14 protein-coding genes are annotated in these 14,681 nt (G+C 47.6%); 10 read left to right on the forward strand and 4 right to left on the reverse strand.

Features of this window, described 5'->3' with window-relative positions:
* Positions 1-88: 88 nt before the first annotated feature.
* The 3 genes from SporoP37_RS10860 to SporoP37_RS10870 all read right to left on the reverse strand — a co-directional run bounded on the left by SporoP37_RS10860 (position 89) and on the right by SporoP37_RS10870 (position 2,114).
* Positions 89-289 (reverse strand): cold-shock protein, encoded by a 201-nt coding sequence (locus SporoP37_RS10860; RefSeq protein WP_009766462.1) that lies wholly within the window; start codon positions 287-289, stop codon positions 89-91.
* Between the two features lie 192 nt (positions 290-481).
* The gene (locus SporoP37_RS10865) at positions 482-1,480 is read right to left on the reverse strand and encodes an inorganic phosphate transporter (protein ID WP_085430936.1); all 999 of its coding nucleotides are present in this window, start codon (positions 1,478-1,480) and stop codon (positions 482-484) included.
* 13 nt (positions 1,481-1,493) lie between these two features.
* Positions 1,494-2,114: a DUF47 domain-containing protein gene (locus tag SporoP37_RS10870; protein ID WP_085430937.1), complete on the reverse strand. Its 621-nt coding sequence runs from the start codon at positions 2,112-2,114 to the stop codon at positions 1,494-1,496.
* A 250-nt stretch (positions 2,115-2,364) separates the two neighbouring features.
* On the opposite strand from SporoP37_RS10870, the gene SporoP37_RS10875 reads away from it, so the two are divergent.
* The 5 genes from SporoP37_RS10875 (at position 2,365) to SporoP37_RS10895 (ending at position 8,463) form a co-directional block, all read left to right on the forward strand.
* A complete protein-coding gene (locus SporoP37_RS10875; protein WP_085430938.1) occupies positions 2,365-3,582 on the forward strand; it encodes a multidrug effflux MFS transporter in 1,218 nt (405 codons plus the stop codon).
* Between the two features lie 146 nt (positions 3,583-3,728).
* On the forward strand, positions 3,729-5,111 hold the full coding sequence (fumC, locus tag SporoP37_RS10880) for a class II fumarate hydratase (RefSeq protein ID WP_085430939.1): 1,383 nt from the start codon (positions 3,729-3,731) through the stop codon (positions 5,109-5,111).
* Between the two features lie 87 nt (positions 5,112-5,198).
* The gene (locus tag SporoP37_RS10885) at positions 5,199-5,723 is read left to right on the forward strand and encodes a PCYCGC motif-containing (lipo)protein (RefSeq protein WP_085430940.1); all 525 of its coding nucleotides are present in this window, start codon (positions 5,199-5,201) and stop codon (positions 5,721-5,723) included.
* Positions 5,724-6,799: 1,076 nt separating this feature from the next.
* Positions 6,800-7,792, forward strand: a complete 993-nt coding sequence (locus SporoP37_RS10890) for a GNAT family N-acetyltransferase (RefSeq protein ID WP_232329744.1) — start codon at positions 6,800-6,802, stop codon at positions 7,790-7,792.
* Positions 7,789-8,463 carry a Dph6-related ATP pyrophosphatase gene (locus SporoP37_RS10895; protein ID WP_085430941.1) on the forward strand — a complete coding sequence of 225 codons (675 nt, stop codon included), beginning with the start codon at positions 7,789-7,791 and terminating at the stop codon, positions 8,461-8,463. The genes SporoP37_RS10890 and SporoP37_RS10895 overlap by 4 nt, the downstream gene beginning before the upstream one ends.
* 157 nt (positions 8,464-8,620) lie before the next feature.
* Here SporoP37_RS10895 and SporoP37_RS10900 read toward each other — a convergent pair whose 3' ends face one another.
* Complete coding sequence (locus SporoP37_RS10900; protein WP_081243672.1) at positions 8,621-8,809, reverse strand: DUF6440 family protein; 189 nt, start codon at positions 8,807-8,809, stop codon at positions 8,621-8,623.
* An 85-nt stretch (positions 8,810-8,894) separates the two neighbouring features.
* Here SporoP37_RS10900 and SporoP37_RS17600 point away from each other — a divergent pair, with 85 nt between their 5' ends.
* From SporoP37_RS17600 to SporoP37_RS10920, 5 genes are all read left to right on the forward strand, one after another.
* On the forward strand, positions 8,895-9,026 hold the full coding sequence (locus tag SporoP37_RS17600; RefSeq protein ID WP_257789302.1) for a hypothetical protein: 132 nt from the start codon (positions 8,895-8,897) through the stop codon (positions 9,024-9,026).
* Positions 9,026-10,513: an S-layer homology domain-containing protein gene (locus tag SporoP37_RS10905; protein ID WP_085430942.1), complete on the forward strand. Its 1,488-nt coding sequence runs from the start codon at positions 9,026-9,028 to the stop codon at positions 10,511-10,513. Before SporoP37_RS17600 ends, SporoP37_RS10905 begins: the two co-directional genes overlap by 1 nt.
* Before the next feature lie 243 nt (positions 10,514-10,756).
* Positions 10,757-11,656, forward strand: coding sequence for an ABC transporter ATP-binding protein (locus tag SporoP37_RS10910; protein ID WP_085430943.1), 900 nt, complete (start codon positions 10,757-10,759; stop codon positions 11,654-11,656).
* A gap of 20 nt (positions 11,657-11,676) precedes the next feature.
* The gene (locus tag SporoP37_RS10915; RefSeq protein WP_232329745.1) at positions 11,677-13,236 is read left to right on the forward strand and encodes an ABC transporter permease; all 1,560 of its coding nucleotides are present in this window, start codon (positions 11,677-11,679) and stop codon (positions 13,234-13,236) included.
* A 161-nt stretch (positions 13,237-13,397) separates the two neighbouring features.
* On the forward strand, positions 13,398-14,651 hold the full coding sequence (locus SporoP37_RS10920; RefSeq protein ID WP_085430945.1) for an S-layer homology domain-containing protein: 1,254 nt from the start codon (positions 13,398-13,400) through the stop codon (positions 14,649-14,651).
* Positions 14,652-14,681: the final 30 nt, after the last annotated feature.

Below are 14,681 nucleotides of genomic sequence, written 5' to 3' on the forward strand. Positions count from 1 at the left end.
CAAGTAAATATTGGAAAGTCCCGTGGGATTAAGGAAAGAAAACCATAAAAAAACCACTCCCTAAAAGGAAGTGGTTTGTAAGGTTAAATTAGTTTTTAGTAACGTTAGTTGCTTGAAGTCCGCGTTGTCCTTGTTCGATTTCGAAAGACACGTCTTGACCTTCTTCAAGAGTTTTGAACCCGTCGCCTTGGATAGCTGAGAAGTGTACGAATACATCGTCGCCATCTTCACGTTCGATGAAGCCATAACCTTTTTCTGCGTTAAACCATTTTACTTTACCTTGTTCCATGTTTGTTTCCTCCTCGTGCACACTTGTGTACACATTGTATTACTATCCTTGCTCAATTTCTTAAAAACGGTCGAGATGAAATCGCTGACCAACGTCGAACAAAAATAATTCTCCTTTATCATAACAAGTATTGTTAGATATTGCAAGTTAAAAGTTCCATGCATGAAAAATCCCAAGTAAAGTTTACTGGGATTAAAGGAAAACAGACAGCACTTTATAGATGACTGCCGCGACTGCTGCAGAGATGGGCATAGTAATGATCCAGGTCAGAACGATTCGTTGTGCGACGCCCCATTTCACGCCTTTCAACCGCTGAGCCGATCCAACCCCCATGATGGACGAAGAGATGACGTGCGTCGTACTGACCGGCAGGTGGAGAAGGGTGGCGCCGAAAATGATGGCAGCGGAGTTCAAGTCTGCCGCAATCCCGTGAATCGGACGGATTTTCATAATCTTGCCGCCGACCGTCTTAATGATTTTGTAGCCGCCTATAGATGTGCCGATGCCCATCGAGGTGGCCGCTGCAATACGGACCCACAGCTGGATATCATCAGTCGTCTGCAATTCCGCCGCGATCAATGCCATTGTAATAATTCCCATCGCTTTTTGTGCGTCGTTCGTTCCGTGAGTAAATGATTGAACAGCCGCCGTACCAATTTGCATATAGCGGATTCGGCGGTTCGCTTTGAATAAATTACGGTTCTTCAGGACAGCCCGCAATACGGTCATCACAATGAAACCGCCAACCAGGGCAATGACAGGGGATAACAGAAGAGCCTGAATGATCTTAATGAAGCCGCTGTAATTTAAAATACCGAAACCCGCCGCCGCAATAGCTGCACCCGCGATGGAGCCGATCAGTGCATGCGAAGAGCTGGAGGGAATTCCGAAATACCACGTCACCAAATTCCAGATGATTGCCGAAACAAGTGCCGCCAAAATAACGAGAGACCCATTATCCAATAAAAACGGATCGACAATGTCTTTCGTAATGGTCTTCGCAACGCCTGTAAATGTCAATGCCCCGACAAAGTTCATTACCGCAGCGAGCATAATAGCCGACCGCGGTTTTAGTGCACGCGTTGAGACTGAAGTGGCAATCGCGTTGGCGGTATCGTGAAAACCATTGATGAAGTCAAATGCTAAAGCAAAAATGACGACGAGAATGGTCAAAATGAGAATCATATCCATCGCTTATAGCTCCTTATGCGTTACGCATGATGATGGTTTCGATGTTGTTCGCCACGTCCTGGCAATAGTCCGCGATATCTTCAAGCAGCTCATACAGATCTTTCAGCTGAATGATGCGGATCGGGTCTTTCTCGCGAATGAATAACTGCTTAATCGACGTCCGTAAGACTTCGTCGCAAATCCGTTCATATTCTTTGATCTGCACTGCATGTGTGCGCATTTCAACAAGCTTCTTTTTCGTCAGCAACTCCATCGCCTTCACGATTTCATCGGTGCTTTTCGTAATATTCGTAATGAATTTCTGCATGTATTCATCGATATCAATGAGCGAAAACATTTCAAGGTTTGCAAGGAAGTGTTCGATGCCGTCCAGGATATCATCCATTTTAATCGCGATATTTAAAATATCTTCCCGTTCAATCGGTGTCATGAACGACGTATTCAGCTTCGTAATCAGTTCATGGATCAGAGTGTCGCCGGCTGTTTCATATTCTTTCATTTGAATACTGACCTCTTTCAGATCAGCGACCGTTTCAACTTGGAAATCATTTGCATAATGCATGGATTCTTGCACGTGTTTGGCGATGTCCAATAACGCAGTGAAAAACGGATCAGGTTTACGCGGGCCCAGCATATTATTACCTCCATCCAGTAGTGAAATCGATAGTCTCTTCATCATAACAAAATCTTTATGTAAAAAGATAGCGAACATTGTAGAATACATGCGTAATTTGCGTGAAATTATAAACTTCGAATGGCTGATTGAACATTTATAGGTAATTGGGCATTCTGACAGGTGAAAGGGTATGTCGCATAAACCTTCAAGCGATATACGTTCTTTGCTATACTGAATGAATTCTATAGAAGAAAAGGGTTTTGTACATATGAATAACCAATTACAAAAAAGAATACCGTTGCCTACTGTCTGGCTCGTCTTGCTGCTCGGTTCTTTGACAGCGTTCGGACCGCTGTCGATGGATATGTATTTGCCGGGATTGCCTGCCGTGGCTCATGACCTGCAGGCATCCACATCACTTGTCCAATTAAGTCTAACAGCCTGTCTGCTCGGTTTAGGCGCAGGGCAGCTGATTTTTGGACCGATGAGTGATATTTACGGCAGGCGCAAGCCGCTCGTCACCACGCTCGTAGTGTACGCCATCGCTTCATTTTTATGTGCGTTCAGTACGAACATCGGGGCTTTTGTTTTACTGCGTTTCATCCAGGGAATGACAGGTGCGGCGGGGATTGTCATCGCAAGAGCGTGTGCGCGTGATTTGTATACGGGGAGTGAGCTGACGAAGTTTATGGCGATGCTGTCAATCGTTAACGGGGCAGCACCGATTCTCGCGCCGATTGCCGGCGGTGTCGTACTGAACTTTGCCTCGTGGCAATTTGTGTTCTTTATCCTCGGCGGCATTGGCTTGCTGATGTTTTTATCGGCAGCTCTCTTTTTACCCGACACTCTGCCTGTAAAACAGCGGGCAGAAGGCGGAATGCTTGCTCTCGTCAAGACGTTTGGCGGACTGTTGAAGGACAAATGGTTCATGGGCATCGCGTTGACGCAAGGATTGATCATGTCAAGTATGTTCGCCTATATAGCGGGATCTCCATTCGTTTTGCAGAATCTGTATGATGTTACGGCTCAGCAGTTTTCTTTATTCTTCGCTTTGAATGGCGTGGGAATCATTACTGCGGCGCAAGTGACCGGACGTTTAGCGGGCAGAATTCATGAAGTGAAGTTTTTGCGCACAGGTGTGCTGATTTCATTCGCGGGCAGTATCCTTCTTCTATTAACAGTCTGGAATAAATGGCCGCTCGCTGTCATCGCATGTGCATTATTTATGGTAGTCGCGAGTGTGGGCATGGTTTCCACGTCATCATTCTCGCTTGCGATGCAAAGTCAGGGAAAGTCGGCAGGAAGCGCAGCAGCGTTTCTCGGTCTGTTGCCCTTTATTGGCGGTGCTACTGTGTCACCGCTCACAGGTCTTGCGGGTGACAGTTCCGCCTGGCCGCTCAGTATCGTGGTGCTGACATGCAGTGCGGGTGCAGTAGTGATATTTTTCACCGTGGTCCGGAAGGCGTTTCTATTGCAGAAGTTGTAAGCTTCAAGCGGCGGAATCTGAAAAAGTGCACACCTCTTGCTTAGCATGTAACGCACCGCTCAACCCTTATTAATTCAAATTTAACCGAAAATAAGGCATGATAGAGATAGAGAGTCTGATTATTATTTCGAGAGGTGGATGGAAAGATGGAATATCGTATTGAGCACGACACGTTCGGAGAAATACAAGTACCTGCAGACAAGTTATGGGGAGCGCAGACGCAGCGCAGTAAGCAAAACTTTAAAATCGGCGGTGAACGTATTCCGCTTGGTGTAATCCAGGCTTTTGCCCATTTGAAAAAATCAGCAGCGATAGCAAGTCATTCCTACGGCAACTTATCCGAAGCGAAGATGAAAGCGATTAAAGCAGCAGCGGAAGAAGTGATCGAAGGGAAATGGGACGAGCATTTCCCGTTAGTCGTCTGGCAGACAGGAAGCGGCACGCAGTCCAACATGAACATGAACGAAGTGCTTGCGAACCGCGGCAATCAGCTGCTTGAGGAGTGGGGCGAGGAAGAGCGCCTGCACCCGAATGATGACGTCAATAAATCACAGAGTTCCAACGACACATTCCCGACAGCGCTTCACGTAGCGGGTGTTGTAGCGGTAGAGCGCGAAGTACTGCCGGCAATTGATAAATTAAAAGAAACACTTCATAAAAAATCTGAAGACTTTATGGATATTATCAAGATCGGACGCACGCACCTGCAAGACGCGACGCCACTGACGTTAGGACAGGAAATCAGCGGATGGCACCGTATGCTGGAGAAAACGCGCAGCATGCTCGAAGCAAGCGTCCAGTCTATGAAAGAGCTGGCAATTGGCGGAACAGCTGTCGGTACAGGACTCAACGCACCTGCTGGCTTCGGTGACAAAGTGGCGGAAGAAATTTCAAAATCCGTTGGCATCGAATTTACATCAGCAGAGAATAAATTCCATGCACTGACAAGCTATGATGAAGTAGTGTACACACACGGTGCGCTAAAAGCATTAGCTGCGGACCTGATGAAAATTGCGAATGACGTACGCTGGCTGGCAAGCGGACCGCGTTCGGGCATTGGCGAAATTACGATTCCGGAAAACGAACCGGGCAGCTCGATTATGCCGGGTAAAGTGAACCCGACACAAAGTGAAGCATTAACGATGGCCGTGGCTCAAGTAATGGGTAACGATGCGACGATCGGCTTCGCAGCGAGCCAGGGGAACTTTGAACTGAACGTTTTCAAGCCGGTTATCATCTATAACTTCCTGCAATCATCGAAACTGCTTGCTGACGGCATGATCAGCTTCAATGATAACTGTGCAGTCGGAATTGAACCGAACCGTGAAGAAATCGACAATAAAGTAAAGAATTCATTGATGCTGGTGACAGCGTTGAACCCGCATATCGGTTATGAAAATGCAGCGAAAATTGCGAAGAAGGCTCACAAAGAGGGAACGACGCTGAAAGAAGCGGCGCTTTCTACTGGTTTATTGACAGAAGAGCAGTTTGACGAATACGTAGATCCAAGCAAAATGACAGGAATGTAATAACTGTCATAAATTTGTACGTTCGTTTCGCCCGTAAACCTTGTATACTGAATGCATTACGTCTATACAAAGGAGTCAGAACCATATATGAAAAAGAAATTATTTGCAGGGCTGGCTGCACTGACATTAGTGCTTGCGGCATGCGGAAACGGCGCAACAGAAAAACCGGCTGAAACAGATCCGCAAGATGCACGTGCGGAAGCCGGGCATGACCACATGAAGCAATTACCGAATGGCGATCTGCAGGAAGTAACGGCTTCAGCGGATATTCTGCCGTCTTTCCTTGACGATAAGCCGGAAGATATGCGCATGGTCTATCAAGTCGCAGCCAAAGCAACAGATGTGCTGGAATACATGCCTTGCTACTGCGGCTGCGGCGACAGCGCTGGCCACGAAAGCAATATGAATTGTTTTCTTGATGAAATACGCGAAGACGGATCGGTTGTCTGGGACGATCACGGCACACGCTGCCTAGTTTGCCTGGAGATCGCCGTGAAATCCGTACAAATGAAACAAGACGGCAAGTCCATGAAAGAAATCCGTGACGCAATCGACACGGAATACGGCAATGGAAACTATGCAAAACCAACAGATACTCCAATGCCGGCTTAATGAGTTGGCTATGAACCCCTTTCTGCTGTGGAAAGGGGTTTTTTGACTTTGAAATATGTGTGGAGTCTCGGGGGTGAGGTGAGAAGGCTTCGCCAAACGCTCTATCATGCTGCGCAGCCGCTCATAAATCCCGTCCATCCGCTCATAGATTCCGTTGAGCGCTCAATGTCGCAGGGTAACCGCTCAATGCCTCCGGTTATCCGCTCTAACCCCGTATGTATCCGCTCAATGCTCCGTTACAACCGCTCAATCCCTGTCTTCAAGGCAGCCCAGCCAACTTATTTCGCCGTCCCGCTCATAGATTCTGTCCACATCCGCTCATAGATTCCGTTGAGCGCTCAATGTTGCGGGGTAACCGCTCAATGCCCGCGGTTATCCGCTCTAACCGCGTCTGTATCCGCTCAATGCTCCGTTACAACCGCTCAATCCCTGTCTTCAAGGCAGCCCAGCCAACTTATTTCGCCGTCCCGCTCATAGATTCTGTCCATCCGCTCATAGATTCCGTTGAGCGCTCAAAGTCGCGGGGTAACCGCTCAATGCCCTCGTTTCCCCGCTCTAACCGCGTATGTATCCGCTCAATGCTCCGTTACAACCGCTCAATCCCTGTCTTCAAGGCAGCCCAGCCAACTTATTTCGCCGTCCCGCTCATAGATTCTGTCCATCCGCTCATAGATTCCGTTGAGCGCTCAATGTCGCGGGGAACCGCTCAATGTCCCCGTTTATCCGCTCTAACCCCGTATGTATCCGCTCAATGCTCCGTTACAACCGCTCAATCCCTGTCTTCAAGGCAGCCCAGCCAACTTATTTCGCCGTCCCGCTCATACATCCCGTCCATCCGCTCATAGATTCCGTTGATCGCTCAAAGTCGCGGGGTAACCGCTCAATGCCCCCGTTTATCCGCTCTAACCCCGTCTGTATCCGCTCAATGATCCTTCACAACCGCTCATACCTCCCCGTCAAGCGCTCAATCCATCCATCAATCCATCTACATACGCCACCCCACAGATCCATTCGTTTCATTGGAAAGTGCAAAGGGTATGGTATAATTTAGTTAAACTAGGCAGGAGGGGATTCTGGTGATTCATTTTGTTCAATTTGAAGAGCGGTATATACCGAAGATGGCCTCTTTACTTGCGGCGAGACATGCAGATGAACGGCAGCGATTTCCGTTTTTGCAGGAGCGCTTTGAGGACGTCGAACATGCAGAAGAACGTTTGCGTGAAGAAATGGAGAAGCCGTATACTGGGGGACTCGTAACATTGCGTGACGAAGAGGTGATTGGCTATTTATTGTATGAATATCGCCAAGACACTACGCGTGGCCGTACGGTGTATGTCGGCTATCCATCATTTGTCATCCATGAAGACGAACATCCAAGACTCGCGCGGCTGATGTATACGGAAGCCGGAGCGGAGTGGGTTCGCAATGGGTATTTTGAACATGTATTGGATGTGCCGGTAGGAAATGATGAATTAATTCTCGAAATGCTGGAGCAGTCGTTTCATTTTGAAGAACGCTTTGCGGCGTTATCACTTGAACGGTATCGCGCACAGCCCGGAGAAAATAGTCTTGTGAAAATGAAAGAACTTACGGGCGAAGAGCAGTCTATATTGCGTAAAATGGCGCCATGGAACAGTATGCATCAGGCGAAAGCTCCCGCGTGGAAACCGATCACGCAGGAAGCATTAGACGCGGAACGGGATGTATTCTCGGCTTATGCCGGAAAAGAAGGAACGCGCAGCTGGATTGCTGAGCAGGAAGGAACGCCAGTAGCATTCCATCTCTATACACCTGCAGACGCCCGGCATGCTATGACGACACCTGATCAGTCGGCTGTGCTTGTGCAAGCTACGACGAATATTGATATGCGCGGACAAGGCATTGGGAAGTCCATTGCAAACCACAGCTTTACACAAATGAAAAATGCAGGTTATGAATATATCATGACGGATTGGCTGACGGCGAACCACTTAGCGTCGTATTTCTGGCCGAAGCTGGGATTCCGTTCGTATATGATTCGTATGGCACGAACAGTAGATGCGCGAATCGCATGGGCGGACGGACAATGACGGGCGTGAAGTTCGTCTCGTCCTGGAGTGGCGGCAAAGACTCGGCGCTCGCGGTTTATCGCGCAATCCAGGAGGGCAATACGCCGGCTATGCTGTGGACGATGTTCGAAAAATACCAGACCCATTCTAAATCACACGCGCTGCCGCTTGAGATTATTAAAGCGCAGGCAAAGCAGATGGGCGTGCCGTCGATGATCAGGAAAGCGGACTGGGCAGGCTATGAGATGCAGTTTATCGATGCGATGCGCGTATGCAAAGAGCACGGTATACCAAAAGCAGTATTTGGAGACATCGATTTAGAAGATCACTTACTGTGGGTACAGACAATGTGCGCCAAAGTCGGCATGGAAGCATATCATCCGCTATGGGAAGAACCAAGACGCAAGCTGCTGGAAGAATTCATCGCCGAAGGATTCGAGGCGTATGTCGTAGTCGTCAATACGAAGATGATGCCTGCGGAATTCCTCGGAAGACGTTTCACGATAGAATTGATCGATGAACTCGAAGCACTGGGTATTGACAGCTGCGGCGAATCCGGGGAATTCCACACAGTCGTCGTCGGCGGCCCTCTCTTCAAGGAACGGATTCCTGTGATAATGAATGAAACGATTGAAAAAGACGGATATGTATTTTTGAAATGTGAAATCGAAAAAGACACTCCCGCAGACTGATATCGGTCTGTAGAGTGTCTTTTTTCATCGCGTGTATTTTCTGAGGAAATATCTATTTTGCCGCTGTGCTCACTGATTGCATTTGAGTCCATGTCAATCAAGCGATCTCTTTGATCCATTAGTAAACCAGTTATTCAACTATTAAAACGCGCAAAGTTTACAGGCGGGTACGTACGTATTCCTCATCTACTAAAGGTTTTCCTTCCGCATCAACGAGTACTGTCATGCCGAGACCGTATCCTTGCGCCTGAGACAGATAAAGAACACCCGTCTCATTGTCGCGGATCACTTGGAATTGCTGCAGCTTCCCTTGTTTTTCGATGATTTCAAAACGTTTGGTATTCATGATAGCCCCCTCCTTTTTATTAGTATTACTATACGGTAAGTTGTTTGACAATTCAAAAGTGATTGAGCTAAAGTGCAGAAAGGTCGTGACGAAACAGCTCCAGCTCCATACCGCGAGTTTCACCGTCCGAAAAATAATTTCAAATAAACATGAAACTATTTTCCAAAGTCTGCGTCTGTACGGCACATTAGTAAACTATGGAAAGGACGAAGCGTAATGAAAAATAAAATACTGGCAGTGTTCGGCACAATTTTGCTGGCATTCAGTTTACCCTTAACAGGCGCAGCTGCAGACAATGCGAAATTTCCGGACGTACCGCCGGCGAAGCACTTTGCGGAAGCGGTTAATGAGCTGGCGGCACGCAATATAATTGGAGGGTATCCGGACGGCACGTTTCGGCCGAGCGCTTCTATTACGAGAGGGCAGGCGGCTGCAATTATCGTGAAGCTGACAAAACTGAATACAGCCAATGTAAGAGATCCGAAATTCAAGGATGTTACGACAGCAAACGGCTACTACAAAGCAATTGCTGCACTGGCAGATAAAGGGATTATAAATGGCTATGGCGACGGACGTTTCGGACCGAATGACTCCATTACGCGTGCACAAATGGCTTCCATTATTATCAAAGCATTTGAATTGCCGCTGTATCGTGATCCTGATTACGGCTTTAAAGATGTAGTCTATAAAAACAGTCACAGGGACGGTATTTATAGTATGTATCAGCTCGGACTGACCACAGGAACATCTCCTGCTACGTTCAGTCCCAATGCCCCGATTACCAGAGGGCAGGCAGCGAAGCTACTTAAAGCCGCAGAAGATGTAAAGCCTGGGATTCGTACGTTGTATGCGAAGGACTATCAATGGAAGCGATTTGCGGATGTCAGCAAAACCAGCTCCGATGTAGTTGATATCGTGCCGGGAAATGAAATGCCGAGCCAAATTAATCTGATGACAAAAATTCATATTGTACCGAAAAAAGAAGGCACGGCCAGACTGACCTTCAGCACGTTCTCCGGTCAGGAATCCGGCCCTGACGATAAAGGTTATAGAAAATACTATGTGCATGTTAAAAAAGTGGATAATGAATGGGATCTATCATTAGAAGAGACAGCTGATATTTATTCAACACCTGCACAGCTGTGGATGCGCTATGAAATGAGAGAAGAGAACGAACCGCTAGTAAGTGCAGAATCTATTTCTCTTTCTACCGCGGAAGGTGAGTTATTGAATGATCATGTGGCATTTTCATCATGTGATGACGAGAGACTTCAATACTGCAGCATCATTCATCTGGACCAGCCGGGGGAATTTATTGCGACTGTTCATTATGAGGACGGTAAGGATTTCCGCTATTACATCACATCCACTGAATACGAAAATGCATTTTATTACGCGATTCATATGACGCCGATCAAGTCAGAGGAAACCGTGAAAGTATGGGAAGGCGCTTTGCTTGGCAAGCATGTGCTGCCAAAGGGAAGTGAACAGATTGCCGCGGTTACGAGAGATCCGGGAACGAATGTATTCCGTATTACACCGAAGAAAACCGGAGAGTTCTTTATCGAGTTTCCGAACAGTGAGGTAGCTCCTGGCGATCATATGATTTATTACGGTATAACGGTGAAGGTCAGTAAACTGGGGCCTTATCTGCATGTCAGTGCGGAAATCAGCCATGAGGATGATATGATTTTTAATGAATGAATAACAGATAGTGAGAGAATGAATTCGATGAAGACGAACCTGATGCCGCCGCGCAATTCGGGTTCGTTTTTGCGCTACTCCAGAGCTTGACAGCGCAATTCCATTCCGTCACCGCACTGATTAACTTCATCGCCGCACCAGCCCGCACTTCAAGCCCTTCGGAAAAAATATTCCATCCCCGCCGCCGTATGCTACACTGAAATTAACAACGGGCTCCGACTCAAACTAAGGGAGGGCATGCAGATGAATGTGATTGAGATGAATCAGGTGACGAAGGAATTCGGCAGGCACCGTGCGCTGGATGGACTGGATTTGGCAGTGAAAAGTGGCGAAGTGTTCGGTTTTATAGGGCCGAATGGGGCGGGGAAGTCAACGGCGATTCGTACATTGCTTGGTATGCTCCGCGCGACGAGCGGCACGTCGACGATTTTCGGTAAAGATGTTTGGCGAGATGCGGTGGAGATCCATCGCCGCATTGCGTATGTGCCGGGTGATGTGAATTTATGGCCGCAGCTGACGGGCGGCGAAGTAATTGATTTATTTGCAAGTCTGCAAGGGCGGGTGAATGCAAGCACACGTGATGAATTGCTTGCACGTTTTCAGCTGGATCCAACGAAAAAGTGCCGGACGTATTCGAAGGGAAATCGGCAAAAAGTTGCGTTGGTGGCGGCATTTGCCTCAGATGCGGAGCTGTTTTTGCTGGATGAACCGACGTCGGGACTGGATCCGTTAATGGAGAAAGTGTTTCAGCAATGTGTGGCGAAAGTGAAGGCAGAGGGGAAGACGGTGTTGCTGTCGAGCCATATTTTATCCGAAGTTGAAAAGCTGTGCGACCGCGTTGGCATCATTCGGCAAGGGCGTCTGATTGAATGCGGCACATTGAATGAACTGCGGCATTTGACGCGTATGCAGCTGACGGTGGAGACAAGAATTCCAATCGGGTCGCTGACTTCGTGGAATGGTGTCCATGACGCAGTGCCGACGGAAATGGGCTGGATATTTCATGCGGATATAGAAGAGATGGAAAACATCATGCGCAAGCTGAGTGAGCACGGAATACAAAGAGTAGAAAGTGCACCGCCTACGCTTGAAGATCTGTTCATGCGGCATTATGAGGAAACAGCAGAAAGCAGGGAATTATGATGAAGGGCCGGCTTTCTGGAGTGTCCTATCTCTCACGGTTCATCGTTCGGCAGGACCGGATGCGCTATCTGTGGTGGCTTGCGGGAATTGTCATCATGACGCTGATTGTACCGCCGGCTCTGAATGAACTCTATCCTTCTCAGCATGACCGGGATCTGATGGCAGAAACGATGAAAAACCCTGTGATGACGGCAATGGTCGGGCCTGGTGATCTCGCAAATTATACACTTGGCGCTATGGTGTCGCACCAAATGCTTCTGATGACCGCCATTGCGGCAGCTATCATGAATATTCTATTGACGGTGCGCCATACGCGGTCGGAGGAAGAGGATGGGCAGGCAGAATTACTGCGTTCGTTGCCGATTGCGCGCCATTCGCAGCTGACCGCTTCGATGCTGGTTCTGTTCGGTGTCAATCTGCTGCTCAGTGTGCTCATTGGTGCAGGTCTGTACAATCTTTCATTCGACAGTATGGATTTGCCGGGTTCACTTGTTTATGGTGCATCGCTTGGAGCTGTCGGCTTGTTTTTTGCAGGATTTACAGCGGTTTGCTCACAGCTTTCGGACAGCTCGCGAGGGGCAGTCGGACTGGCGTTCACGGGGATGATCGGCTGTTATTTATTGCGGTCAGGCTCCGAACGGATTCCGCCGTTTGGCTGGCTCGCACAAGTTCAGCCATACAGCGATAATAACTGGCTGCCAGTTTGGGGGCTGCTTGCCGCGAGTGTATTGCTGTTTATGCTCGCTGTAATTTTACAGGGGACACGCGATATGGGATCAGGTCTTCTTCCGTCACGAAGCGGCCGTGCGCACGCATCGATTCTGTTGCGTCATCCGATAGGGCTTGCGTGGCGATTGCAGAGAACAGCATTCATTTCCTGGTCGATCGGAATGCTCGTTCTTGGGCTGTCCTATGGCTCTGTCCTTGGAGACTTGGATATGTTTTTCAAAGACAATGACATGCTGGCATCGATGATCGTGGCGGATGAAAACAGTTCGTTGACAGCGCAATTCCTGCCGATGCTGATGGCCGTCTTGGCATTCATCAGTACGATTCCCGCGCTGCTTGCCATTCACAAAATAGCGGGGGAAGAACGGAAATTGCGGCTGGATCACTTACTCGGACGTGCTGTTTCAAGAAAGAGGTTACTAGTTTCTTATATAGTGCTTGCGCTGTTTACTGGATTTGTGATGCTGAATCTTTCTGCGCTTGGTTTATGGCTTGCTGGCACAGCTTCGATGGAAGATCCGTTCATGTTCCAAACCGTGTGGCAGGCCAGCATCGTTCACTTTCCTGCGATCACCGTGATGATTGGAATCAGTGCCGCTTTAATTGGTGTTGCCAAAAAAGCAACGGGATTTGTCTGGCTCTATCTTTTCTATGGTTTCCTGACGCTTTATTTAGGCGGCTTGTTTCAGTTTCCTGAATGGATGGAAAAACTGTCGCCGTTCGGTTTCGTGGCCAAATTGCCTATTGAGGATATGAACTGGCTGTATGCCGGGGGGTCACTTACAGTTACAATGATTTTACTTATTTTTGGAATCAATCGCTACACGCGCCGCGATATACAGGATTCCTAAGTAAGGTGACTTCCGCCAATGGAAGCTATACCGAACGAAATAGAGAGAATGTACATGGTATTCCAGAATGTTCTAAATATGTATATACTACTATTCGGATTATTGGTAATATAATAGTAGCTGGTACTAACTGGCGGATTATTTAACAGAGGAGTGGGAATATGAAGGGAATGTTCAAGGTTCTGATTTGGACTGCGCTGCTGCTGGCTTTATCGTTTATTTACGCAGGTTCCAACGAAGCATCGGCAAAAGAGTTCACGGATGTCCCGAAGAAGCATCCGAACTATGCTGCGATTCAGGAAATGCAAAAAGCGGGCTTCATCAACGGCTATCCTGACGGGAAGTTCCGTCCGAATGAGCCGGTAAGCCGTAAGCACGTGGCGAAATTATTGGATAATGCTTTGAATTTTCCACAGCCCGCAAAGGACAAATACGTCTTTGCAGATGTGCCGAAGAATCATGCATATTATAGGCCGATTATGAAGCTGTATAATGAAGGAATTATAAGTGGCGGAACAAATGGGAAGTTCAACCCGGATGCTTCATTAACTCGCATTCAAATGGCGAAAATACTGGATTTGGCGTTTGATTTGAAAATTGACGAACGACAAGGTTCTTTTAATGATATGTACATGTTTCATTGGGGATATGTTCATGCCATGGCGCTGTATTCAACAGGTGTGTCAAAAGGAGATAACGGAAACTATCTTCCGAATAAACCGGTTACAAGAGCACACTATGCAGAATTTCTATCCCGTGCTATGAAAGTGAAGAAAGAGGACCCGAATGCAGCCGCCGTCAGCAAAGCGAAAGCAGTGGACCTATCCATTCGCCTGCCGCTTATCTTGGAAGGTACACGAATCCAGGGGAAGGTTGAAAAGAAAACGTACAGTCAGATCCGTTCTAAAATATTGCCGTATGCCACAGTCAGATTTACAGATGGTTTGCTGAAATCTGATTATCCTTATGTATGTACGGAATGTGATTCATTCTTGTTCCCTTACATTACAATGGAGCTTTCCATGCGCTTTGATTACAGTCAGCCGGACCCGAATACATTAAAAGTCCGGACGATACTGCTGAATTCACCTGGACCGATGTCGGGCGGAGGGTTTGTTGATTTCATGTTCAAGAAAGAAAGCGGAACATGGAAGATGCATGATTACACTTATACCCAAATTGGGAAAAAGAACTTTGAACTTACACAGCAAGAAGCGGAACAAATTGTGAAGTACAATTACTCATTTAATTCATCAACTCCTGTAAAAGTCACGTTTGTATCCAAATCACGCTTGACCGATAAAGATCCTGTCACAAAGGAATCGTATCCGTTTGATCAATACAAGTTTACCGTGCAGTACAGCAATGGCCGTGAAACGGTATCCGTGAATTCAAATGACGGATGGATGGAATAATATAACTCATTGAAATATGGCTATGCTGTA

It is taken from the genome of Sporosarcina sp. P37 (assembly GCF_002109365.1).
GTDB lineage: Bacteria > Bacillota > Bacilli > Bacillales_A > Planococcaceae > Sporosarcina.

Bases quoted from the DNA above. Each gene is read 5' to 3' on its own strand.
- SporoP37_RS10860 (WP_009766462.1), bottom strand. From the start codon at position 289: ATGGAACAAGGTAAAGTAAAATGGTTTAACGCAGAAAAAGGTTATGGC.
- SporoP37_RS10865 (WP_085430936.1), bottom strand. From the start codon at position 1,480: ATGGATATGATTCTCATTTTGACCATTCTCGTCGTCATTTTTGCTTTA.
- SporoP37_RS10870 (WP_085430937.1), bottom strand. From the start codon at position 2,114: ATGCTGGGCCCGCGTAAACCTGATCCGTTTTTCACTGCGTTATTGGAC.
- SporoP37_RS10875 (WP_085430938.1), top strand. From the start codon at position 2,365: ATGAATAACCAATTACAAAAAAGAATACCGTTGCCTACTGTCTGGCTC.
- fumC (WP_085430939.1), top strand. From the start codon at position 3,729: ATGGAATATCGTATTGAGCACGACACGTTCGGAGAAATACAAGTACCT.
- SporoP37_RS10885 (WP_085430940.1), top strand. From the start codon at position 5,199: ATGAAAAAGAAATTATTTGCAGGGCTGGCTGCACTGACATTAGTGCTT.
- SporoP37_RS10895 (WP_085430941.1), top strand. From the start codon at position 7,789: ATGACGGGCGTGAAGTTCGTCTCGTCCTGGAGTGGCGGCAAAGACTCG.
- SporoP37_RS10900 (WP_081243672.1), bottom strand. From the start codon at position 8,809: ATGAATACCAAACGTTTTGAAATCATCGAAAAACAAGGGAAGCTGCAG.
- SporoP37_RS10905 (WP_085430942.1), top strand. From the start codon at position 9,026: ATGAAAAATAAAATACTGGCAGTGTTCGGCACAATTTTGCTGGCATTC.
- SporoP37_RS10910 (WP_085430943.1), top strand. From the start codon at position 10,757: ATGAATGTGATTGAGATGAATCAGGTGACGAAGGAATTCGGCAGGCAC.
- SporoP37_RS10920 (WP_085430945.1), top strand. From the start codon at position 13,398: ATGAAGGGAATGTTCAAGGTTCTGATTTGGACTGCGCTGCTGCTGGCT.